At 41.3% G+C, this 20804-nt stretch carries 28 protein-coding genes and 1 other annotated feature; of the genes, 19 read left to right on the top strand and 9 right to left on the bottom strand.

Features of this window, described 5'->3' with window-relative positions; translation table 11 throughout:
* The first annotated feature begins 209 nt into the window (after positions 1-209).
* From SFC25_RS08460 to SFC25_RS08445, 4 genes are all read left to right on the top strand, one after another.
* Entirely contained in the window at positions 210-1505 is a 1296-nt protein-coding gene (locus SFC25_RS08460; protein ID WP_411214850.1) for a M20/M25/M40 family metallo-hydrolase, read from the top strand.
* The gene (locus SFC25_RS08455; RefSeq protein WP_411214849.1) at positions 1489-2319 is read left to right on the top strand and encodes a DUF3100 domain-containing protein; all 831 of its coding nucleotides are present in this window, start codon (positions 1489-1491) and stop codon (positions 2317-2319) included. The genes SFC25_RS08460 and SFC25_RS08455 overlap by 17 nt, the downstream gene beginning before the upstream one ends.
* A complete protein-coding gene (locus tag SFC25_RS08450; RefSeq protein ID WP_411214848.1) occupies positions 2300-2785 on the top strand; it encodes a hypothetical protein in 486 nt (161 codons plus the stop codon). Before SFC25_RS08455 ends, SFC25_RS08450 begins: the two co-directional genes overlap by 20 nt.
* 96 nt (positions 2786-2881) lie before the next feature.
* Entirely contained in the window at positions 2882-3163 is a 282-nt protein-coding gene (locus tag SFC25_RS08445; protein ID WP_411214847.1) for a hypothetical protein, read from the top strand.
* Positions 3164-3191: 28 nt separating this feature from the next.
* On the opposite strand, the gene SFC25_RS08440 is transcribed toward SFC25_RS08445, so the two are convergent.
* Positions 3192-3575: a VOC family protein gene (locus SFC25_RS08440; protein ID WP_411214846.1), complete on the bottom strand. Its 384-nt coding sequence runs from the start codon at positions 3573-3575 to the stop codon at positions 3192-3194.
* A gap of 53 nt (positions 3576-3628) precedes the next feature.
* Here SFC25_RS08440 and SFC25_RS08435 point away from each other — a divergent pair, with 53 nt between their 5' ends.
* The 3 genes from SFC25_RS08435 (at position 3629) to SFC25_RS08425 (ending at position 5671) form a co-directional block, all read left to right on the top strand.
* Positions 3629-4093 carry a DinB family protein gene (locus SFC25_RS08435; protein ID WP_411214981.1) on the top strand — a complete coding sequence of 155 codons (465 nt, stop codon included), beginning with the start codon at positions 3629-3631 and terminating at the stop codon, positions 4091-4093.
* 37 nt (positions 4094-4130) lie between these two features.
* Entirely contained in the window at positions 4131-4499 is a 369-nt protein-coding gene (locus SFC25_RS08430) for a VOC family protein (protein ID WP_411214845.1), read from the top strand.
* 143 nt (positions 4500-4642) lie between these two features.
* A complete protein-coding gene (locus tag SFC25_RS08425) occupies positions 4643-5671 on the top strand; it encodes a DUF2332 domain-containing protein (protein WP_411214844.1) in 1029 nt (342 codons plus the stop codon).
* 51 nt (positions 5672-5722) lie between these two features.
* On the opposite strand, the gene SFC25_RS08420 is transcribed toward SFC25_RS08425, so the two are convergent.
* From SFC25_RS08420 to SFC25_RS08410, 3 genes are read right to left on the bottom strand one after another with little or no spacing between them, the layout of a single operon-like run.
* Entirely contained in the window at positions 5723-7138 is a 1416-nt protein-coding gene (locus tag SFC25_RS08420; protein ID WP_411214843.1) for a serine hydrolase domain-containing protein, read from the bottom strand.
* A gap of 2 nt (positions 7139-7140) precedes the next feature.
* Positions 7141-7641 (bottom strand): DUF1129 domain-containing protein, encoded by a 501-nt coding sequence (locus tag SFC25_RS08415; RefSeq protein ID WP_411214842.1) that lies wholly within the window; start codon positions 7639-7641, stop codon positions 7141-7143.
* The gene (locus SFC25_RS08410; protein ID WP_411214841.1) at positions 7641-7973 is read right to left on the bottom strand and encodes a PadR family transcriptional regulator; all 333 of its coding nucleotides are present in this window, start codon (positions 7971-7973) and stop codon (positions 7641-7643) included. Before SFC25_RS08410 ends, SFC25_RS08415 begins: the two co-directional genes overlap by 1 nt.
* 167 nt (positions 7974-8140) lie before the next feature.
* Between SFC25_RS08410 and SFC25_RS08405 the strand changes: the two genes are divergently transcribed.
* From SFC25_RS08405 to SFC25_RS08390, 4 genes are all read left to right on the top strand, one after another.
* Positions 8141-8626, top strand: a complete 486-nt coding sequence (locus SFC25_RS08405) for a GNAT family N-acetyltransferase (RefSeq protein ID WP_411214840.1) — start codon at positions 8141-8143, stop codon at positions 8624-8626.
* Positions 8627-8780: 154 nt separating this feature from the next.
* Entirely contained in the window at positions 8781-9641 is an 861-nt protein-coding gene (locus SFC25_RS08400) for an SDR family oxidoreductase (RefSeq protein WP_411214839.1), read from the top strand.
* 114 nt (positions 9642-9755) lie between these two features.
* Positions 9756-10262 carry a DUF3231 family protein gene (locus SFC25_RS08395; RefSeq protein WP_411214838.1) on the top strand — a complete coding sequence of 169 codons (507 nt, stop codon included), beginning with the start codon at positions 9756-9758 and terminating at the stop codon, positions 10260-10262.
* A 174-nt stretch (positions 10263-10436) separates the two neighbouring features.
* Positions 10437-11075 carry an FMN-dependent NADH-azoreductase gene (locus SFC25_RS08390; RefSeq protein WP_411214837.1) on the top strand — a complete coding sequence of 213 codons (639 nt, stop codon included), beginning with the start codon at positions 10437-10439 and terminating at the stop codon, positions 11073-11075.
* Between the two features lie 40 nt (positions 11076-11115).
* On the opposite strand, the gene SFC25_RS08385 is transcribed toward SFC25_RS08390, so the two are convergent.
* On the bottom strand, positions 11116-11484 hold the full coding sequence (locus tag SFC25_RS08385) for a winged helix-turn-helix transcriptional regulator (protein WP_411214836.1): 369 nt from the start codon (positions 11482-11484) through the stop codon (positions 11116-11118).
* A gap of 121 nt (positions 11485-11605) precedes the next feature.
* On the opposite strand from SFC25_RS08385, the gene SFC25_RS08380 reads away from it, so the two are divergent.
* The gene (locus SFC25_RS08380; RefSeq protein ID WP_411214835.1) at positions 11606-12673 is read left to right on the top strand and encodes an LLM class flavin-dependent oxidoreductase; all 1068 of its coding nucleotides are present in this window, start codon (positions 11606-11608) and stop codon (positions 12671-12673) included.
* Positions 12673-13239 carry an NADPH-dependent FMN reductase gene (locus SFC25_RS08375; RefSeq protein ID WP_411214834.1) on the top strand — a complete coding sequence of 189 codons (567 nt, stop codon included), beginning with the start codon at positions 12673-12675 and terminating at the stop codon, positions 13237-13239. The genes SFC25_RS08380 and SFC25_RS08375 overlap by 1 nt, the downstream gene beginning before the upstream one ends.
* A 14-nt stretch (positions 13240-13253) precedes the next feature.
* Here the strand turns inward: SFC25_RS08375 and SFC25_RS08370 are convergent, their stop codons facing one another.
* Positions 13254-13484: a hypothetical protein gene (locus SFC25_RS08370; RefSeq protein WP_411214833.1), complete on the bottom strand. Its 231-nt coding sequence runs from the start codon at positions 13482-13484 to the stop codon at positions 13254-13256.
* 66 nt (positions 13485-13550) lie between these two features.
* Positions 13551-13778 carry a hypothetical protein gene (locus tag SFC25_RS08365; RefSeq protein ID WP_411214832.1) on the bottom strand — a complete coding sequence of 76 codons (228 nt, stop codon included), beginning with the start codon at positions 13776-13778 and terminating at the stop codon, positions 13551-13553.
* 401 nt (positions 13779-14179) lie between these two features.
* Between SFC25_RS08365 and SFC25_RS08360 the strand changes: the two genes are divergently transcribed.
* Positions 14180-14719: a TetR/AcrR family transcriptional regulator gene (locus tag SFC25_RS08360; protein WP_411214831.1), complete on the top strand. Its 540-nt coding sequence runs from the start codon at positions 14180-14182 to the stop codon at positions 14717-14719.
* A gap of 54 nt (positions 14720-14773) precedes the next feature.
* Positions 14774-15406: a DUF2306 domain-containing protein gene (locus SFC25_RS08355; protein ID WP_411214830.1), complete on the top strand. Its 633-nt coding sequence runs from the start codon at positions 14774-14776 to the stop codon at positions 15404-15406.
* 2 nt (positions 15407-15408) lie between these two features.
* Here SFC25_RS08355 and SFC25_RS08350 read toward each other — a convergent pair whose 3' ends face one another.
* Complete coding sequence (locus tag SFC25_RS08350; protein ID WP_411214829.1) at positions 15409-15576, bottom strand: hypothetical protein; 168 nt, start codon at positions 15574-15576, stop codon at positions 15409-15411.
* Positions 15577-15705: 129 nt separating this feature from the next.
* Here SFC25_RS08350 and SFC25_RS08345 point away from each other — a divergent pair, with 129 nt between their 5' ends.
* From SFC25_RS08345 to SFC25_RS08330, 4 genes are all read left to right on the top strand, one after another.
* Positions 15706-15894, top strand: a complete 189-nt coding sequence (locus tag SFC25_RS08345) for a hypothetical protein (RefSeq protein ID WP_038558421.1) — start codon at positions 15706-15708, stop codon at positions 15892-15894.
* Between the two features lie 156 nt (positions 15895-16050).
* On the top strand, positions 16051-16845 hold the full coding sequence (locus SFC25_RS08340) for a 2-keto-4-pentenoate hydratase (protein ID WP_411214828.1): 795 nt from the start codon (positions 16051-16053) through the stop codon (positions 16843-16845).
* 75 nt (positions 16846-16920) lie between these two features.
* Positions 16921-17147: a binding site (T-box leader), on the top strand.
* Between the two features lie 76 nt (positions 17148-17223).
* The gene (locus SFC25_RS08335; RefSeq protein WP_411214827.1) at positions 17224-18570 is read left to right on the top strand and encodes an amino acid permease; all 1347 of its coding nucleotides are present in this window, start codon (positions 17224-17226) and stop codon (positions 18568-18570) included.
* Between the two features lie 148 nt (positions 18571-18718).
* Positions 18719-20083, top strand: coding sequence for an amino acid permease (locus SFC25_RS08330; protein WP_411214826.1), 1365 nt, complete (start codon positions 18719-18721; stop codon positions 20081-20083).
* Between the two features lie 47 nt (positions 20084-20130).
* On the opposite strand, the gene SFC25_RS08325 is transcribed toward SFC25_RS08330, so the two are convergent.
* Positions 20131-20727 (bottom strand): TetR/AcrR family transcriptional regulator, encoded by a 597-nt coding sequence (locus tag SFC25_RS08325; protein WP_411214825.1) that lies wholly within the window; start codon positions 20725-20727, stop codon positions 20131-20133.
* Between the last annotated feature and the right edge of the window lie 77 nt (positions 20728-20804).

Here is a 20804-nt window from a genome sequence, read left to right as displayed (position 1 = left end):
ACAGAGAACGAAAACCGAATAATCTTCCTGATTAGCACCGATTTCCGCTTAATACATAGATGGATAAAATGAAAAAATAGATAATTAACGAATTTTATTAGTTAAAAAACTGTTAAGGTTCGGTTTTTAATCAAAAACTCCCTTTTTGACTATTGACTTTCCCCTGCATGAATAGTTAAATGAATCTTAATTGTTAAAATATTTAGTGGATGGAGGCGGGATTTCTGTACAGCGCATATTACGAGGAAATTAAGAAGCTTGGAGAATCCATTTACGAGAATCCTGAATTAGGCTACAAGGAAGAACGCACGAAACAGATTGTCATTGATTATCTGAAAAAATGTAATCCGGAGTGTGCTATTCAAGAGTTCAGTACAACTGGTTTGCGAACGACCCTTGGGGAAGGGAAGCCTATACATATTGCGTTTTTGGCTGAATTGGATGCTGTTTACGCACCATCACATTTTCGTGCAGACCCGGAATCTGGCGCCGCTCATAACTGCGGGCATTACACGCAGGTAGGCATTGCACTATCTCTATATCGCCAGCTAGTTGAATCAAAGGCATATGAACAATTCGATTATACAATCAGTTTTATCTTCGTTCCTGCGGAGGAATATCTGGATCTTGCTTTTCGTGAAGAGCTGATGCGGAAGGGTGCCATTTCACATTACGGCGGAAAACCGGAAGCAATGAAGCTAGGTGTGTTCGATGATATCGACTTAAGCATCTGTGTGCATGCGATGGGCGGGGAATTTGAGAGCCGGACTATTGAAATCAACTGTGATTTGGCTGGCTTCCTGTATAAGCGGTACACCTTCAAAGGTAAGTCGACACATGCGGGGTTCGACCCATTCTCCTCGGTCAATGCGTATAACATGTCTACGTTGTTTCACACGGCAATCAGTCTCGGCCGGCAGCAGCTGGATGAGAAAGAAAAAGTACGGTTGAATCCAATTGTGATGGAATCGGATATGTCGACGAATGTCATACCAAATCACATAAAAGTAGGAACGGATCTGCGCACCTTATCAACACCATATATGCAAACAGTCGCCAAACGACTGGATGCTGCGGCACAAGGCAGTGCGCTGGCGCTTCAGGGGGAAGTGGACATTGATACACAAATGGGTTATTTGCCGTTTCAGCAGGATCGATATTTATCCACTTTTGTGAAAGCTGCTTATGAAGAAGAGGAACTGATTGAGGATATTTGGGAAGATAACAGCATCAGTGCAGCAGGAGATATCGGGGATTTATCCTATATGATGCCGTGTATCCAAATTGGCTATAGTGGATTTACCGGTACGATTCATGGTGATGATTTCATCGATGTCGATCCGGAATATATCTATGATATCTTTCCGAAATTCCTGTTCCAGGTGCTGGGGAAGATGAATGGCAAGATTGATAGAGGCAAGCTGCACAAAAGGTCTTATACGGAATATATACAGTTGATTGAATCTATTTTAGAACAAAAGGAGGAGCATGGAATTGAAGCTTAATTATGTGATTTTACTACTCTTTGCAATTATTGTCATCACCGCAGCTGAAATGATTGGGACACAATCCATATCATTCGGGGCATTTTCGGTTTCTCTGCTGCCGCTTGCTTTTGCTATTTTAATTACGATGCTTCTTGGCTTACCGTTTGTTCGTAAAGGTTTCATGAAAAAAATATACAGCAAGGCGAATGTGCAATTCTCCAGCAAGTACCTCATCTTTATCATGCTGCCCCTAATGGCGAGGTACGGTGCGGATGTTGCGCCGCAATTAAAGGAAATCCTTAATGTTGGATGGGTATTCATTGCCCAGGAACTCGGTAACCTCGGTACTGTATTATTGGGTTTGCCAGTAGCATTGCTTATCGGATTGCGCAGGGAAGCAATCGGAGCAACGCTTGGTCTTGGCCGGGAAGGGGAGCTTGCTTACATTTCGGAGAAGTATACACTTGAATCAAAGGAAGGACAGGGAGTTCTGTCCCTTTATATTATCGGTACACTTTTCGGTACCATTTTCTTCAGCTTGATTGCACCGATCATGCTTGATATCGGTTTTCGTGTAGAAGCATTGGCAATGGCATCAGGAGTTGGCTCCGCGAGCATGATGACCGCTTCATCCGCTACATTGATAGAGCGCGTCCCGGAAATGGAAAGCACGATCCTTGGATATGCAGCAGCCAGTCAGCTGCTTACAAGCTTCCTCGGGACTTTCACAATGGTCTTCCTGGCAGTTCCGCTTCAGCGTTTCTTGTACAACAAACTAACAAAAACGAAAAAACAACCGGAGGTGCCAGCAGATGTCCGTGCAGCTGAATAAATACTTTAAATATGGACTAGTCATCTTGCTTAGTACAGCCCTGATCCTTTTTACACAGCAAATCAAGCTGCTTAAGAATCCTGAATCGACGCCGGTTGAATGGATGACAATCATGGGTCTATTGACATTATGGCTATTTTCGATGATTGGTGTACTGCTGTCTGATTTAATGAAAAAAACACCTATTAAGATCCTGCAGGAATTTCCGATGCTTGGCTGGGTGGCGGTAACCTCTTTAGTACTATGTATGATATCCGACTTCTTCGTGACAGCTATTGGGTATGTAGACTTTCTTGCTATTACAACACCTATCCTCACCTTCGCGGGAATCTCGGTAGTGGATCGTTTAGTCGATTTGCGCAAAACTTCCTGGAAAGTTGGTATTGTTGCGGTGTTTGTCTTTACAGGCACATATGTCGGCAGTGCGTTATTGTCTGAGTTAGGACTATTTTTAGCTGGCAAGTAAGCTGGAGGATTTCCTCCAGCTTTTTTATTTTACTTACAAAAACTGGTTTTGGAATGTGCTTTAGCGGCTATGGTAAACAAAAAGGAAAGGGCTGGGATGATGAAGAGGGAATTGACATCTGTTGAGTTGCTTCTGGCTTTCGTCACGTCCAATCTTTGTTCAGGTATCACGAGCTTGATGATTACCTTCGGCTCCGGAACGGTTCAGGCAGCCGGTCTGAAGGAGTGGGTTTTTCTTGGCATTGATATCGGAATTCGTACGCTTATTGTTTTCACAGCTTATAAACTTATATCCATAGCTATCATTAAACTATTTGGTCAGAAGATTAGACCTGAAGCCAGAGATCAGTTCCGTATCTTCGGTACGATAGAATCTTAAAAAGGGATGCTGTAAGCATCCCTTTTTGTTAGGATAAAGTCTGTTTTTCCTTAGCAAACTCCAACAGCTCCAGTTTGTTTCCAAAAGGGTCGGACAGGACAGTAAATCGGCCAGGCGGACATGGCTGCGGTTTGTCGAATAGAAGCTCGACTTGCTTTTGTTTCAATTCTTCCATTGTCCTTTCTAGTTTATCTGTTTGCAAGCCGAGCACAGTTTGAGCCTGGCTGTGGTAGTCCAGTGTATTTCGTCCTTTTACAAGTTCGAGAATCACGGGCATACTTCCTAATGCTAGTTCCACAATGGAGTCTCCATATTGTTTAACAAGCGGAAGTTCTAACTTCTCACAATAAAATTCCTTGGCTTTCTCCATATCGGTCACTTTAATAGATACGACACATAAGTGGAGCTCCATCAATGTCTCATCCTTTCCAAATATTGTTTGTGTTGATAGAATATTCAATATAAATTAACAATTATCCTTCATGGAAGGAGGGACTTTTTATCTTTACATATCGAAATGATGTCAGAAAGATTCTTATCCCTTATTTACGAAACTTGTCCCCGCAGCAATGGGAAGCAAATGCTTACCATAATACTATTTCCTGGGTAATCGAACATATGGTACAAACAGAGGATTATTGGGTATTTCAAGTAGGGATGGGTGAGGACAGCAGAATATCTGAAGAAAATCAGGATCCTTTAGAACAATATCTTCGAATCAGGGAGGAAACAGATCAGGTTTTGCATTCCTTACACGATGAGGACTTTAAGAGGCTGGTGGTTGTTCCAGCTTTCTCAGACGGATGGGAGCCTCCATCTGAACCGACGATGCATTGGCTGTTCCATCATGTCTATTCTCACGAATCTTATCATGCTGGTCAGATTGGAGTTATTGCTAAGCTAAATGGATTCAATGGACCCTTATTCTGATAGCTGATAGTACAAAAAATATGTGGTGGTGACTGATATGTTCCATACTGAACTATTCGTTCGTAAACTATCTGCATCAATTGTTTTCTATCGGTGTTTGTTCGGGAAACCTTGTGCAGAATATAACGAGAAAAGAGCGCTCTTCAAGAATGAAGACGGAGCGGCTCTTTTGCTGACAGATGAATCCGTACTTGGCGAAAATCACTATTTTACTGCTATGGCTGACTCCAAGAAAGGGAAGGGCGTAGAGCTTATTCTCCCTGTAAACAATTTGGAAGCGGTATTCAACAAGATACATCGTATATATCCTGAAAATATTGAGTCTGCAATTGTATCACGACCATGGGGGAAGGTGGATTTTCGAGTAGTAGATCCTGATGGATATTATGTGCGGGTGACATCGTAGGTCTTAAAGAATGAACAAGATCGAGCAATCTTTAATATTATCGGAGAGAAGAGCATATAAAAATATGCTCTTTTTTTCTATAAAAGGTTTTAGAGCAGGTGAGTAGAAAGTATATACTATTACCACTGGAAGGAATAATTAGAATGAAAAGCCTTGAAGATATAGCAAGAGCATTTGTTGATTTTGCGAATAATGAATGTCAAGGTTCGAGTCCGCTTTATGCTGCACTAGCAAGAGGCGTATCAAGTGATACGGAATTATTGAAGTTATGTCAATGTACACGTTCTGGTCAGCCCATTCCTAATCTCTTTTTTGCATCAGTGCACTTTCTTTTATTGAAAGGAAAGAAACATCCCTTAAAAGAATACTACCCAAGCATCGTCAATCACCCTAAAAGTTTAAAGGATGCTTATCCTGAATTTAAGAAGTTTTGTCTTTTTCATAAAGATGAAATCTCAAAGTTATTGAAAGTAAGACTTGTCCAAACCAATGAGGTTAGGCGTTGTGCCTATTTATATCCAGTTTTCTCTGAAATTTATAAGAAGTCAAACAAGCCGCTGGCATTAATTGAAATCGGAACTAGTGCAGGCTTGCAACTGTTATGGGATCACTATGCATACTCATATGGAAATGATGAATGGTACGGAAGTATTGATTCAACATTAAAAATGATGGTAGATGTAAAGGGAGATAAGTTTCCTGAAATGGAAAAGCAATCTCCTAAAGTAGGTCTGCGGATAGGTTTTGATTTACATATTGTAAATCTACATGAAGAAGAGGAGAGATTATGGCTCAGATCATTTATCTGGCCAGATCATGAAGAGAGAGTAACTATGTTCAACCAAGCAGCAAATTATGTGCTGCAAAATGAGTTGACCTTAATAGAGGGCAATGGGGTGGAATTATTAAATCGCTATATTGAGGATATTCCATTGGACCAAACAATTTGTATCTACCATACACATGTTGCTAATCAAATGAGTATAGAAGAAAAAAAGAAGCTTTTAACGAAGGTTGAATCAATTGGGGAAACAAGAGATGTTTATCATATCTACAATAATATTCAAGATAAAAATCTGCACTTAGATTATTACAAGGATGGTAAGGGACATTTTGCTACAGTTGCTGAAACAGATAATCATGGCAGGCATTTTACATGGGTGAGGGGCTGAAACTGAAAGAAAGAGCACACAATATATTTTGTGCTCTTTCTGTTTAAAGTACTAGTTAGAAGCTTTACGAAAATAAGTGAGCAAGCAAAGCAATCCGTTTAAAGCTAGTAATATGGCAATGGATATTGTCAGAAAGGCGAAGTCAGGAGCAAATGCTGAGATGCTATGCCATGGTGATCGTAAAGTGTAAATCAGGACCGGAATGATGAATGCTCCAGTCATTAAGGAGAGGAAACCTATTATTAATATTTTCCTCTTCTTGAACTTCTTTCTTTTTAGAATCAATGTAATAGTCCAGAGAAAGAGTCCAACTATAATAAGGCACAAAACCAATTGAGAGATTGGAAAGTAACGAGGTATGTTTTCAGGCTCATTTCCATGCATGATGTCGATAATGCCTTGTTTAAGTAAAGGTAAGGATTTTTCTTCAAAGATGTGATTCTTATTGGTCAGAAGGACTGCTCCCCAATCTTCTTCTGGAATATAGAAAAATTCTGCATGTGCATCAGGTGTGGATCCAGAGTGCCAGACGATGTCCTGTCCTGAATCAAGCAATGTATGCCGTAGTCCATAACCGTAATAGTCATCGGATTTCCTTTCTTCAAGTCTTTCTGTGTACCTATTCATAATGGAGGCTTCAAGAGCGTCGCTATGTCTACCCGATAGTAACAGGATAAACTGGGTCATATCTTCGGCACTGGAAGTAATCGTACTGTATGGGGTGCCGCTGTTGTCGTAGGGAAGTTTACTTTTAACCGGAAAACCGAACCATGATTGATACCCGGTGCGAAAACCAGTATTAATGGCCTTAGTTTCATTAGCTGCGGTATGTGTCATTTGAAGAGGCGCGAAAATATGCTGCTGCATATAATCTCCATATTTTTGGTTTGTTATTTCTTCTATAATAGCACCAAGAATTAAGTAATTCGCTGGACTATACTGATGAACGGCCCCGGGGGTATGTGTTAGTGATATGCCATTCAGTCTTTTGGCAGTATCCTTCAGTTCAATGTGTTCTTCAATACCTAAATCAGCCACTTTTAATCCGTCATAACTGCTTATACCGCTAGTATGTGTCAACAGGTGCTGTATAGTTATTTGGCTTTCCGCGCCATTAAGCTGCAGCTCAGGAAGAAAATCACTTATATAATTGTTAAGGGAAAGCTTTCCTTCAATCTCTAGTTTCGCAATCGCTAGTCCTGTAAATGATTTACTGATGGAACCTAAGGCAAAAGGAGTTTGCGAGGTGACATCGTGCTCGTCTTCTCCAGTGACGCCCCAATTATATACATATACTGTCTCGCCTTTACTCACGATGGCAATAGAAGCACCAGGAATTCTTTCTTGTTTTAGATACTTCTCAAGGTAATCTGTTAATTTGGAAACTTTACCCTTATCTGCTTGAACAGGGTTTGGAAAGAGGGAGAAGCATAAAATAAGAAGTAAACCAAGGATAGACTGCTTCATCGTTAGGCCTTCCTATTTAAACTTCTATAGCTGTAAAAGCCTACGAGAGATGTAATTATTAGTGCTGAAAGCAAGCTAATTATAATTAGGGTAGTATTCCACCATAAATTATCTGAAATGCTGTAAAGAATATTGTAGTTAAAGTCAGCATTTTGATATGCCGGACTGAATGATTGTGTAAGGAACATTGTTAAAAAAAGCTGGGATATCAAATAGATCACTGAAAAAAACAAGAATCCGACAAGATAATGCTTTTTTGACAGGGGGCTTTTTTTGTGTTGGGGGTATTTTGCTTGATTTATTTCTAGATAATCTTTTACAAATTCCGGCGGTGTTTCCAAGTCTTCAAAAGGGTCGAAACCATGCAGTCTGGATTCCTCCATATGCTCCTGAAGCTGTTGCTTTATAATGCGAATTTGTTCCTGTGTAGCCTTCCCAGTTACTAATTCATGGATTACTTCATTCATATATTCCTTTTCTTTCTGCGTCAGTTCCACACTCATTACAATCCCTCCTCGTTATTCGTGAGTAAATCTCTAATATTGTTCTGCAATTCTTGCCAATCTTTAATGATCATTTCAAGATATTTTTCTCCTTGAGGATTTATTGTGTAGTAGATACGCGCTTTTCCACTTTCCGTGATTTGACTGCTAACATCAACCCATTGCTGTTCTTTCAATTTAGTCAGGATAGGATAGATGCTGCTAACTCCTTTCAGTTTTAAATCGTACTTCTCCAGTTCTTTCATAATTTCATACCCATAGCTTTTTTGTTTCTTCAAAATCGATAATACACACATCTCTAAGTGACCTTTGAGTAAACTTGTTTTATTCATGATATAAGATTAAATCAATTATATATTTGAATCAAGTATATAAATGTAAATTTAATACAAATATACAGTCATGTTTAAGAGGCGCTCATTCGAAATATCTAAAGTACTTGCGTATTTTTAATTTTCAGTTTAAATTTAGTTCATCAATTTTTGAACGGAGGGCAGTAATGGAACTCATTCGCTTTCAAGAAAAACACGCAACCGGGATGGACACTTATACATTATCAGAAGAACAACTCCGTTTTACTGCACATCCGTCTGACAGTATCCCTTTGTGCCGAGCGGAACCAAATCGTCATGCTATATTGGGGATGGATGATGATTGTCTTGTGACTTATTTTGTTTTGCATGAACAAGAAGGAGTAATGCCCTATTCGGATAATGCTAGAGCTATCCTGCTGCGTACTTTATCAACTGATTATAACCAGCTTGGAAAAGGATACGGGAAAGCTGCGCTGCAGCAGCTGCCTGATTTTGTCCAGCTTCATTTTCCGCATATAGACGAAATTGTCCTTGCCGTGAATGTAGCAAATGAATTGGCGCGTAAAATATATGTGAAGTATGGTTATCAGGATACTGGACGCCGTGTTGTTGGTTCGAAAGGGATACTTATTGTGATGAGCTATCCTCTAGAGGTTGCAGTCGAAAGATAATGTATTTATGTATTATGAAATACCATAATATTAGTGGACCTTATTTGCTGTAATAAGGCCTGTCGTTTGACAAAACACATACTAGTAACTATATTGATTACAGGTGAAGGTAAGGTAATGTAATTAATTACATGAAAATGGAGGTTATATACATATGAAATTGTTAGTGACTGGAGCTACTGGTAACCTTGGAAGTAAAATCGTAAAGAAACTGCTGGAAACAGTTCCTGCTGAGAATATAGCTGTGAGTGTGCGTAATCCAGAAAAAGCTGAAGATTTGCGGGCGCAAGGGGTAGAGGTACGGCAGGGAGATTTTGATCATCCGGATACTTTGGATAAAGCATTTGCTGGAGTGGACCGTTTATTGCTTATTTCTGCGGATGGAGATAATGAGACTCGAATTCGCCAGCATACCCAAGCAGTGAAAGCAGCAGTTAAAGCTAATGTGAAATTCATTGCTTATACAAGTCTTGTCAATGCACAGGAAAGTGAGCTGTTCTTAGCTCCGACGCATAAAGCTACAGAGCAAGCGATCATGGATACAGGAATTCCGTATGCATTCCTTCGCAACAACTGGTACTTTGAAAATGAGGCTTCCAGTATTCAAGGAGTTCTTGCAGGAGCGCCTTGGGTCACGTCTGCAGGAGATGGAAAAGTTGGCTGGGCATTGCAGCAGGATTATGCTGACGCAGCTGCAGCTGTATTAGCAGGAGAAGGGCATGAAAACAAAATCTACGAACTGTCTGGACCGCTTCTTTCTCAAGCAGAAATTGCGAAAGAAGTAGGAGAAGTCCTTGGCAAGGAAGTGCAAATCCAGCAAGTGGACGATGAAACTTATGCAGCAATTATGAAAGAAGCAGGTGTTCCGGAATTCCTTCTTCCCATGCTTGTAGACATTCAAAAAGGAATCCGCGCGGGTGCTTTGGAAGTAGCAAGCGATGATTTCGAGAAATTGCTTGGCAGACAAGTGACGCCGCTTCGTAAAGGAATTGAACAGATAATAGAACAAGCGTAATTAAGCTGGCCTATGAGCCAGCTTTTTTGCACATAATTTTTCCTGATTTGGTTCATCCTAATACCTGTGCAAGGGAAAGGCGGCACAAGTATGAACTTGTTTAGGAGGATGACGATGGGAATTTTGAGCGGAAACCCGCAGGATGAGCCGTTGCATTATGGCGAAGTATACGGTTTGTGGACGTTTGTTTTAACTGGCAATAAGATGATTGCAAATCATCAGATGCTGTTGAATCATGTTGGTGATGATGATTTAAAGAAATTGATCGGCGAAGCAATTGATGGGGCTCAAGCTGAGGTTAAGCAAGTATCAGAAATACTGAAAGCAAACGGCATTGCATTGCCTCCTGCTGCTCCGGAACCACCGAAAGTGGACCTCGAATCCATTCCAGTTGGAGCACGCTTTATTGATCCAGACGTAGCAGCTACGGCTTCTGCAGCTGTGGCTGCTGGTCTTGTCAGCTGCAGTACAATGATGGGTCAGTCTATCAGAGAAGATGTTGGCATGATGTTCGGACAGTTCCATACAAATAAAGCGATGCTAGGTGCGAAATTCCTGAAGCTTATGAAGGAAAAAGGCTGGCTGATACCGCCGCCACTGCATCAGAATAAAGAAGATTAAACAGAAAGCAGCCCAGAAGGCTGCTTTTTTGCTGTCATTTCTAATAGTATCCTAAAAGATACTATGCCACTTTTAAGTGCGTACTTGTTGAGTTGTCTAAAAAACTTAATAATAGTTAACAGGGGATTTAGGGGAATACGATCCTTGAAAGAGGAATAATGGAGGTTTTACAGAATGAACGTATTAGTTGTCAAAGCAAATAACCGCCCAGCTTCTGAGGCGATTTCTAGCAAAATGTATGAGTCTTTCATGCAGGAAATTGAAGGTGCAGAAAACCTTTCTGTCACTACTTATGATGTATTCGCTGAGGATACACCTTATTTCGGCCAAGAGTTGTTCGATGCTTTCGGTAAAGTACAAACTGGTGCTGAACTAAACGATACAGAGCAGCGTCTATTGGCTGCTAAACAAAAAGCGATGGATCTTCTTACTGCAGCTGATGTAGTTGTATTCGCGTTCCCACTATGGAACTTGACTATTCCTGCTAAATTGCAAACATTCATCGACTACGTTTATGCTGCAGGATTTGCATTCAAGTATGATGCTGAAGGCAACATGATCCAATTGATGACTGATAAAAAAGCAATCTTCCTTAATGCACGCGGCGGCGTATACTCTACTCCAGAAGCTGCAACAATGGATATGTCTGTTAACTACATGCGCAATGTATTCGGCGGTATCTTCGGAATGGAAATCATTGAAGAAGTAATCATCGAAGGTCATAATGCTTCTCCTAGCGAAGCTGCTTCTATCGTAGAAGCTGGTCTTGCACAAGTGAAAGAAGCAGCAGTACGTTTGAAAAACCTAGCATAATACAAAAAAAGATGAACTGGTGACAGTTCATCTTTTTTATTTATTTAGCTTCTGCTTGATTGTGTTTTTTCGATTGCTTATGGATTGTATGCTTGGCTCCCCATTCGTGCATGGCATGCAGAATCGGTTCAAGACTTCTGCCGTATTCTGTGACACTGTATTCAACTTTCGGAGGAACCTGTGCGTATACCTTGCGCTCGATAATATCCTCTTCTTCCAGCTCACGAAGCTGGTTCGTCAGCATCTTCTGTGTGATACCTGGTAAACTGCGCTTCAATTCGTTGAATCGTTGTGTACCATTTCCAAGTAAATGCAGCAGAATGACAGGTTTCCACTTTCCGACAAGAATACCGAGTGCATCCGTTACTTTACACATCTCCGGCTCAATTTCCACGTTAACATCCTTCATTCTTCATATCCTCCAATCCACAGTATCTTTTTCTATACTATACCACTTTTAAGTGCGTACTTTCCAATAAGTGAGCTTTGGAGGATAATAAATGTAAGATATAGCTTAGGGAGACAGGACTATGGAAAAATATCGTATTGACCCGAGTAAGGGCATGGAATTTGGAATATACACATTAGGAGACCATTTGGCTGACCCGCGAACTGGTGAACGTATCTCTGCCAAAGAAAGAATCCAGCAGATGGTAAAGCTTGCTCAGCTTGCCGATCAGGCTGGAATTGATTTCTTCAGTGTCGGCGAAAGCCATCAGCCTTATTTTGCATCGCAGGCTCATGCTGTCATACTGGCAGCAATTGCACAAGCTACGGAAAAAATTAAAATCGGCAGTTCCTCGACTATCATCAGTACATCAGATCCTGTACGAGTATATGAGAACTTTGCAACACTCGACTTGATATCGAATGGACGTGCAGAAATTATCGCTGGCCGTGCATCACGTGTCGGGTTGTTTGAATTGCTTGGATATGATCTTCATAACTATGAGGAGCTTTTCGAAGAGAAGTTCAATTTGCTTCTTCAGCTGAACGAAGAAAAGATTGTCAACTGGAGCGGTGAATTCCGCAGACCTCTGCGCAATGCGGAAGTTTTACCGCGGCCAGTATCCGGATCCTTGCCAATTTGGCGCGCTGTTGGCGGTACGCCTTCGAGTGCGATCAAAGCAGGCTATGCTGGTGTAGCGATGACAGTCGCGATGCTCGGTGGTCCGGCAAGCGTGTTTAAACAGACAATAGATGCTTACCGGGAAGCATTGACAGAGCGCGGCTTTGATCCAACACAGCTGCCCGTGGCAACGACGGGTTTCTTCTATGCTGCAGAAACGACACAGGAAGCGCTGCGCGATTATTATCCACACATAAACGAAGGTATGAAGAAGACGAATGGCCAGGGATTCCCGAAACAGCTATTCGCACAAGGTGCAGATCATCGAAGCATCATCAATGTCGGCAGCCCGCAGCAAATCATCGAGAAAATTCTTTATCAGCATGAGCAGTTCGGTCATCAGCGTTATTTAGCTCAGCTTGATTTTGGCGGTGTACCTTTTGAGAAAATGGCGCGGAACATCGAGTATATCGGTACTGAAATCTTGCCAGCTATCAAGAAATATACAAAGCAGGGAGGCGCAGAGTAATGAAAGTGGTGGGTGTATCCGGCTCGATTGTCGGATCAAAGACAAAAACAGCAATGGAGCTTCTTTGGGAAGAGATGCTTAAGGTTTATCCTGATGCAGAACATGTGTTAGTGGATTTGGCAGACTATCAGCTGCAATTCAGCGATGGAAGAAACTATTTAGATTACACTGGTGATACGGCATATGTGACGGAGCAGATTATGCAAGCAGATATTCTATTTATCGGAACACCAATCTTCCAAGCGTCCATTCCGGGTACATTGAAAAATGTATTCGACCTGCTGCCAACGCAGGCATTACGCGATAAAGTCGCAGCTATCGTAGTCACTGCCGGCTCTGCAAAACATTTCTTAGTGGCGGAGCAGCAGCTAAAACCGATTCTTTCATATATGAAAGCTCATCTTGTATCATCCTACGTATTTGCAGAAGAAAAGGATTTCCTGAACGGAAAAATCATCAATGATGATGTGCATTTCCGACTGCAGCGTCTTATTGAAGATGCATTTGACTTGGCTGAAGCACAAGCTTCGATGCGAATTAAAAAAGAAGCAAAATACGATTTTTAAAATACAAGGCTCCCTTATTGGGAGCCTTGTGCATATTCATCGATAATCGCACCATCTTCATATACACGATAAATACCAGCTGTTCCGGAACCACCGTCTTCTATCATGGATTTGGACTTCAGAACCAGCGTATAGTAGTTGCCGGTACCATCCATTGTAACCCCACCGCCTGTGGGATCAATTACAAGATCTGCATTTTCAGTTATACCAATATTAGCCGAAAGTAATGTCACTGCTTCGTCCACACTCCCAACAGCCTTCAAATCCTGGATCTAGCTGGGCCATGTCGTCTTCCGTGCTTACTGCATCTGTTAAATCTCAATACCCTGATTTATTTCCGACTCCAGTTCTTCTGTTGCTGCCTCGGCTTCTTCTTCATTAATTTTCACTGCTTCTTTATCTTTCAATTGACTTTCTTTACTATGTATTTCAGTTTCCTGGTTTTTTGCTTGGCCTGCCGTTTCTGTATTACTGCAGCCTGCAGCGAGAAGTACAAGCAAAACAAGCGTTGATATAGCGAGCTTACTTTGTCGTTTCAAAAAAGATCCCCCTAATTATTTACAATGAATATGTTCACTGTAACATAAATGGAAGGACCATCCAATATCGTTGAGTTTAATTATTACCTATTTCTGGAAATGAATTGGAAGATACAAGGAAAAACGTGAAAAAAGAATGGAAGCACCGCCTGGATCACCTTTTTTAAAAGCCTGTAAGATGGAGACACATTTCATCTTAAGCAACACATTGCATCATCCTTCCGCTATATACTACTTACTAATATTGTAAGCGGTTTGACATATTGTTTATAGAGGCTTAATTTGTAGTTCTTTGATAGAAAGTGTCGAATAGTAGGAGAATTCGCTTTGGAAGATACTGTAGACAATAGTGTTGTGTTTCCATATAATTTAATTGACCACTGGTCAAAAAGGGGATTAAAATGGCAGAACTAACAAGGGATAAAATTATCCAGCAGGCAAGGGTACAGTTCATCGAGCTAGGATATCAAAAAGTCTCCATGCGTGGAATTGCTAAAGATTTAGGATGCAGCCATGGTGCACTATACTATCATTTTAAAAATAAAGCTGCATTATTTTCTGAAGTACTGGAATTTTATTTTCAAGAACTCAATAGTATTATTGATCGAATCATGCTGCACGAAGGAACAGATAAACTAAAGGATTTATTCCTTGAATTCATCCGTTTTGGACTTGACCACCCACATCAATATGAGCTGATGTTTATGTTGAAAAGTGAAGAAATGGATAGTTTGATGCAGCGGCCGGCAACAGAAAGCTATGATAGGTTTGCTGCGGCTGTAGAACAGTCCAGCGGTATTCGTCTGCATAATGACCATATCTACTCAATTTTCCTTGCACTGCATGGTTTTGTATCACTCCATTTGCACCGCATTGGGAATTTCGAAGAAGCTGCCGAGGGAGCGGCTAGGCATGTTAATTTCTTAAGAAAGACCATTTAATTGGTCTTTTATTATCATAAAATTTGACCACTGGTCAAAAAAGGGGAGATTATTATGAGTCTAAGACAAATTCGGCTAGGCATTGTGACTTTATTAGCTGTTGGTATTGCGGGTTATTCTGTAGTCCAGTACGGAATTATCGGTTTGGATAAAGCCGGCTTGGTCGTGCAGAAGATAAGTTCTGGTGAGGTCTTGTCAGAGCTATGGGGAGTGATGCTCCGTATACACATCATCACGAGTATCTTCGCGCTTGTTCTTGGTCCCTTTCTGCTCCTGGATAGAATCAGACAAAAAAATAAAATGATACACAAACGAATGGGCTATATGTATACAGCAGGTGTAACTGGCGGAGGAGTGTCTGGTCTTTATTTGGCTTACTATGCTACTGGTGGACTGGTTGCGCAAACTGGTTTTGCGCTGCTTGCTATGAGTTGGCTGTTTACGGTATTCCTCGCTGTCAGAGCAGTGCTTCAAAGAAAAATAATCCAGCATCGGCGCTGGACCATGATTAATTACAGCCTGACTTTTGCTGCAGTAACGCTGCGAATATGGCTGGGGGTATGTGTACTTATTTTTGGAACTTCGCATTATGAAACTTACTATGCTTATATTGCTTGGATTTGCTGGCTTCCAAATGTACTGTTTATGCTTGCCTTTCTCAAAAGAAAAGGCAATTATGCGCACTAATGTTAAGACTTTGATTTTTTACTCGGCACCAAATAGGCTCCGGCTCCCAGCAAAAGTGCGCCGACAATAGCCATACTAACACCGATGAATGTATTTGTAAGAGATAAGAATATGCCGCCAATCAGGATAAAGATTCCAACAAGATGCAAGAATATGTACTTTTCCATCATAATCTCCCTCTTTAGCAAAATGCTATATCTTAAGATTACTAAATAGTTTGATAATAAGCAAATAAACGTTTAACTGCTCTGTCGAAGGGAAAACAAACCATGAGATAAAAATTGAAGGAGGCACTATACGTGCAAGAGAAGTTTGATGTCGAATTTACGTTCATTGGCGGAGAGAAATATACATTCACAGATTATCAGTCCGGATCTTATGTTCACGTGGTAAACGAGATCAAGGCAAGCGAAAACGGCTGGTTCGGTGTAGCTGGAGAAGTTGTTAACCTTGCGAATGTGACAAATGCGAAAGTAATCGAAAAATAAGGCAAGACAGGAGCACCTATCATGGATAGGTGCTTTTTTTGTACAATGCGCTTTTTATGAAATAAATTGCGAAAACGGAATTCTCCTGGAAATTAGTATATGTGTGTAATATAATCTTATAAATCAGATAATTCAAACAAAGAGAGGGAGAAAAAAATGCCAGAACAAACGAAACAAACCAATAAAGAGGAGCTGGCAGCACAACTTCTTGAGGTCCAGGAAACAAAGCAGCCAATAAACTTCTTCAGCCGACAGCATCAGCTTACACTAGAACAGGCCTACGAAGTACAGGAGACTTATGCCAAAACAAGAGCTGAAAAGACTGGCAGGCAAAGTAATGGGCATAAGATAAGTATGACAAGTCCTGCCACACAGGCATTGTTTGATGCGAAGGAGCCCGCTTATGGGACTTTATTTGAAGATACAATACATACTGGTGATACAGAAATAGAGCTGGCTTCGATGTTATCTCCACTGCTTGAGCCGGAAATTGTCTTTGTTTTGAAAGAGGATTTAAGTGTTGGTGCACAAGAAAAGGAGATATTGGCGAAAAGTATTCTCTCAGCCGGTTTAGAGATACCCGATTCCCGGTTTGCTGATTGGTTCCCGAAGTTCCAGCTGATGGACTTGATCTGCGATAATGGTGTGACAGGAAAGGTGATTGTATCGGATAAGGGCAGGGATGATCTAGCGCTGGAAGAAGTGGAATGTATCAAGCTTACACTAACACATGATGGAAAGGAGGCAGGAACGGGATTTGCTTCAGAAGTAATGGGGAATCCGGTCACTTCAGTTGCTTGGCTGACAGAGAAATTAGCTGAAAAGAACTTGTTCCTGAAAAAAGGAATGGTAATCAGTTCAGGTACTTTTCTATCTCCAATTCCATTAGGTAGAGGGCAGTATGAAGCTGATTTTAGTTTATTGGGCAAAGTAAAGCTCCAAGTGAATTGATTTGTAAGAAATGTTGACAAACTTTTCAGCTGCGATTATAGTTATGAATAATTCGAAAATGATCGAAATATTTTAACAAAAGCGACGATTGGGAGTAGTAGAGGGACAGGCATAGCCAGAGAGAGCTGCGGATAGGTGAAACGCAGACTATGTCCTCCTTCGAACTCACCCTGGAGCAGCAGAACTGATGGATTTTTAGTCTTTAGGTTTTGACGAGTTACCTTCGTTACAAGGTGAAGAGTGGGTCATTTAAGACCAACAAGAGTGGTACCGCGGAAGTTAAGAAGCCTTCCGTCTCTTTTCCATCCCAGATGGAGACGAGACGGAAGGCTTTTTTCTTTGGAGAAAAGCTGGAACAACAAGATGGAGGTAACGATTATGAAGAAAGATCAGCATGGTTTAAGACGAACCATGACAGCTCGCCATATCATGATGATGGCGCTTGGCGGTGCAATCGGCGCCGGGTTGTTCAAAGGCTCAAGCTCAGCTGTTGATATGGCTGGACCATCTGTCATTATTGCATATCTAATTGGAGGCATTATTCTTTTATTTGTCATGCAAGGTCTTGCCGAAATGGCAGTACAAAATAAGGATGCAAGAACGTTTCGCGATTTGGTACAAAAAAGTATCGGGAAATTCCCGGCTTTTTTCCTGGATTGGATATATTGGAAGATGTGGGTGCTGAACATTGCAGCTGAGGCTGTCGTAGCAGCCATCTTCCTGCAATACTGGCTTCCTGATTATCCGGTATGGCTTTTGACACTGATTGTTGCGGTGCTTGTGACAGCAGTCAATCTATTCTCGGTCAAAGCGTTCGCGGAGACAGAATACTGGCTGGCATTAATCAAAATAAGTGTTATTATTCTATTCATTCTTGCTGGTGTTGTTCTTTTGCTTTTCTCATTTGGAGATCACACAGCTCCTGGATTCAGCAATTTGACAGCACATGGCGGATTTTTCCCGAATGGTCCCGGCGGACTGGTTACTGCTATGCTTGTTGTTATTTATTCCTATGGCGGAACAGAGATCATCGGTGTAACGTTGGCAGAAACGAAAAATCCCGTGAAAGTAGTACCAAAGGCAGTTCGCAGCACGCTGACACGTATCATAGCATTCTACCTGTTTCCGTTCTTCATTATTGTCAGTCTAATTCCTTGGAATGAAGTAAACAGTTCAGCAGTAAGTCCATTCGTGCTTGTCTTCCAGCTTATCGGTATTCCCGGAGCAGACCATGTCATGAATGCAGTCATTTTACTGGCAATCATCTCTTCGATGAATTCAGGTCTTTACGGCTCATCACGTGTGCTGTATACACAAGCATTGGACGGCAGGATCTCCAAACGGTTCGCTTGGCTGTCAAAACGGCAGGTGCCGGTTGTTGCAATACTGGTTTGTACTTCCTTCTTATATGTAGGAGTGCTAATTTCCTTATTCATAGGAAGTAAGACATTTGATTACTTGATGGGGTCGCTTGGTTACACAGTGTTATTCATTTGGCTGATCATTGCTTTTGCTCATTTGAAATCCCGAAGAGGCCAGACAGATAAAGCCACCTACCATGTAAAAGCATTTCCTATTACGACTTGGCTTGCAATTCTTGCATTATTATTAATCCTAATCGGGGTAATATGGACCACGTCTGTCATTATTACAGCAGTAACCTTGGCTATCTATCTAGTAATCATTGGGGCATATTTTATCCTGAAGCGTAAAAATAGGCTGTAATCCTTACCTCTAATGTTAAGTTTTAGAAAAATTTGATTATTGCACCCCTCTATCTGTTCGGATACTATATACTAGTATACTTATTTTGAGTCAGGGCTTTACAACACATATTTCCATGCTCGAAATGAAGGAAGAGGGGAGCATATATATGGCTGAAGAAAAGTTAGCCAGAGGATTGAAAAACAGGCACGTCCAATTGATTGCGATTGGCGGGGCGATTGGTACTGGATTATTCCTTGGTGCCGGAAAATCAATTCATCTTACTGGGCCATCCATTCTATTTGCGTATTTAATTACCGGTATTTTCTGTTTTCTTATCATGCGAGCGTTAGGCGAGATTCTATTGAGTAATCTTGGATATGGTTCCTTCGTGGACTTTATCGGCGATTACTTCGGTGACCGAGCTGCATTCGTAACAGGCTGGACCTACTGGTTCTGCTGGATATCAATTGCGATGGCAGATTTGACTGCAGTGGGAATTTACACACAATTTTGGTTCCCAGGAGTGCCGCAGTGGATGCCAGGTTTGGTTGCGCTTGTCATTTTGCTCATTATGAACCTGGCGACAGTGAAGCTGTTCGGTGAAATGGAATTCTGGTTTGCTTTAATAAAAATCATTGCAATTTTGGCATTGATTGTCGTCGGTGTCTTCATGATTATCCGCGGTTTTTCAACTGATGCTGGGCCATCCAGCTTTGCGAACCTTTGGGATCACGGTGGTTTCTTCCCGAATGGTATCCATGGATTCATTCTATCATTCCAGATGGTAGTTTTTGCCTTTGTCGGTATTGAACTTGTGGGTTTGACAGCCGGAGAAACAGAAGATCCGGAGAAAGTCATTCCAAGGGCAATCAATAATATTCCAATTCGGATCCTTGTATTCTATATTGGTGCACTCATCGTCATCATGAGTATCTATCCATGGGATGCAATCAATCCTTCGGAGAGTCCGTTCGTACAAGTATTCACCGCAGTTGGAATCGTTGCAGCAGCAGGTATCGTCAATTTCGTCGTTTTGACTTCAGCTGCCTCAGCTTGTAACAGTGCGGTTTTCAGTACAAGCCGTATGGTCTATAGTTTAGCCAAGGAAGACCACGCACCGCAGCCGTTCAAGAAACTGAATTTCCGTAAGGTACCGAAGAACGCATTGTTCTTCTCCATAATCGTTATCTTAATCGCGGTTATCCTTAACTATGTCATGCCTGAAGGTGTATTCACCTTGATTACGAGCATCTCGACAGTCTGCTTTATCTTCATCTGGGGCATCACAGTTTTGGCCCACTTGAAATATCGCAAGACACGTCCAGAGCTTGCAAAGAAAAGTAAATTCAAGATGCCGTTATCACCTATTTCCAACTATCTGATTCTGGCATTCCTGGCATTCGTCATCGTTGTGCTTGCCTTAGCTGAAGATACACGAGTTGCCTTGTTTGTGACACCTGTTTGGTTCATTATTTTGTTGATTGTTTACCAGGTTCGAGTGAAAACGAAAAATAATGCAGCAAGCAATTAATTAGAAAAAAGCCCTCTTTTAGAGGGCTTTTTTTGCTTATACATACATCAATGCCTGATCATCACACTCTCTGTATGGAATCTGAAGATATGCAGGAGCTGTTCTGCCATGAAAGGTGCAGGCTTGTCGAATCCTTTTTGAATCCATTCGACAATAAGTCCAATCATGCCATGAATGCGATACGTACAGAATAGCTCAAGATCTATTTCTGCATCAATTTGACGGAAATAAAAAGCATAGTCTGTCCGGAAAAGGTAGTGAAGCTGGTCTGTCATTTTTTCTTTAAAAAAATTATCTGAAGTGGTACCAAGCATCAGCTGATAGAATGATTTATTTTCCAGGAAATGTTCGAATAGAACAATAGATTCTGATGGGAGACTGCGAAAATCTACCATTCCTAACTGTTCGTAAGGCTTTCGGAAAGCGATGGTCATGTCCTCCAGCATATCCTCGGAGAGTTCATCCAGCAAATCTTCTTTCTTTTCATAATGGGTATAAAAAGTGCCTCTGCTGACACCAGCTTCTCCGGTGATTTCAGATATATGGATCTTGGAAAGTGTTTTCTCCGCCAACAGTTTTATTAAAGCTTCTTTTAATGCGTGCTGGGTTCTTTCTACGCGTTTGTCTGGATAGGTGATGCTCACAGGTTTCTCCTCACTTTTATTGAACAGTATCGTCTGTCTTGTTCAAAATAAATTTCTATGACTATTATCGCATATTG

It is taken from the genome of Terribacillus saccharophilus (genome assembly GCF_046592595.1).
In the GTDB taxonomy this organism is placed as follows: domain Bacteria; phylum Bacillota; class Bacilli; order Bacillales; family Amphibacillaceae; genus Terribacillus; species Terribacillus saccharophilus_C.
The sequence above is the reverse complement of the archived record's forward strand: the minus strand, read 5'-3'. Positions and strand labels throughout refer to the sequence as shown.

What these genes read in the sequence shown, in the direction of transcription:
- SFC25_RS08460 (WP_411214850.1), top strand. Translation starts at nt 210, where the DNA reads ATGGAGGCGGGATTTCTGTACAGCGCATATTACGAGGAAATTAAGAAG.
- SFC25_RS08455 (WP_411214849.1), top strand. Translation starts at nt 1,489, where the DNA reads ATGGAATTGAAGCTTAATTATGTGATTTTACTACTCTTTGCAATTATT.
- SFC25_RS08450 (WP_411214848.1), top strand. Translation starts at nt 2,300, where the DNA reads ATGTCCGTGCAGCTGAATAAATACTTTAAATATGGACTAGTCATCTTG.
- SFC25_RS08445 (WP_411214847.1), top strand. Translation starts at nt 2,882, where the DNA reads ATGATGAAGAGGGAATTGACATCTGTTGAGTTGCTTCTGGCTTTCGTC.
- SFC25_RS08440 (WP_411214846.1), bottom strand. Translation starts at nt 3,575, where the DNA reads ATGGAGCTCCACTTATGTGTCGTATCTATTAAAGTGACCGATATGGAG.
- SFC25_RS08430 (WP_411214845.1), top strand. Translation starts at nt 4,131, where the DNA reads ATGTTCCATACTGAACTATTCGTTCGTAAACTATCTGCATCAATTGTT.
- SFC25_RS08425 (WP_411214844.1), top strand. Translation starts at nt 4,643, where the DNA reads ATGAAAAGCCTTGAAGATATAGCAAGAGCATTTGTTGATTTTGCGAAT.
- SFC25_RS08420 (WP_411214843.1), bottom strand. Translation starts at nt 7,138, where the DNA reads ATGAAGCAGTCTATCCTTGGTTTACTTCTTATTTTATGCTTCTCCCTC.
- SFC25_RS08415 (WP_411214842.1), bottom strand. Translation starts at nt 7,641, where the DNA reads ATGAGTGTGGAACTGACGCAGAAAGAAAAGGAATATATGAATGAAGTA.
- SFC25_RS08410 (WP_411214841.1), bottom strand. Translation starts at nt 7,973, where the DNA reads ATGAATAAAACAAGTTTACTCAAAGGTCACTTAGAGATGTGTGTATTA.
- SFC25_RS08405 (WP_411214840.1), top strand. Translation starts at nt 8,141, where the DNA reads ATGGAACTCATTCGCTTTCAAGAAAAACACGCAACCGGGATGGACACT.
- SFC25_RS08400 (WP_411214839.1), top strand. Translation starts at nt 8,781, where the DNA reads ATGAAATTGTTAGTGACTGGAGCTACTGGTAACCTTGGAAGTAAAATC.
- SFC25_RS08395 (WP_411214838.1), top strand. Translation starts at nt 9,756, where the DNA reads ATGGGAATTTTGAGCGGAAACCCGCAGGATGAGCCGTTGCATTATGGC.
- SFC25_RS08390 (WP_411214837.1), top strand. Translation starts at nt 10,437, where the DNA reads ATGAACGTATTAGTTGTCAAAGCAAATAACCGCCCAGCTTCTGAGGCG.
- SFC25_RS08385 (WP_411214836.1), bottom strand. Translation starts at nt 11,484, where the DNA reads ATGAAGGATGTTAACGTGGAAATTGAGCCGGAGATGTGTAAAGTAACG.
- SFC25_RS08380 (WP_411214835.1), top strand. Translation starts at nt 11,606, where the DNA reads ATGGAAAAATATCGTATTGACCCGAGTAAGGGCATGGAATTTGGAATA.
- SFC25_RS08375 (WP_411214834.1), top strand. Translation starts at nt 12,673, where the DNA reads ATGAAAGTGGTGGGTGTATCCGGCTCGATTGTCGGATCAAAGACAAAA.
- SFC25_RS08360 (WP_411214831.1), top strand. Translation starts at nt 14,180, where the DNA reads ATGGCAGAACTAACAAGGGATAAAATTATCCAGCAGGCAAGGGTACAG.
- SFC25_RS08355 (WP_411214830.1), top strand. Translation starts at nt 14,774, where the DNA reads ATGAGTCTAAGACAAATTCGGCTAGGCATTGTGACTTTATTAGCTGTT.
- SFC25_RS08350 (WP_411214829.1), bottom strand. Translation starts at nt 15,576, where the DNA reads ATGATGGAAAAGTACATATTCTTGCATCTTGTTGGAATCTTTATCCTG.
- SFC25_RS08340 (WP_411214828.1), top strand. Translation starts at nt 16,051, where the DNA reads ATGCCAGAACAAACGAAACAAACCAATAAAGAGGAGCTGGCAGCACAA.
- SFC25_RS08335 (WP_411214827.1), top strand. Translation starts at nt 17,224, where the DNA reads ATGAAGAAAGATCAGCATGGTTTAAGACGAACCATGACAGCTCGCCAT.
- SFC25_RS08330 (WP_411214826.1), top strand. Translation starts at nt 18,719, where the DNA reads ATGGCTGAAGAAAAGTTAGCCAGAGGATTGAAAAACAGGCACGTCCAA.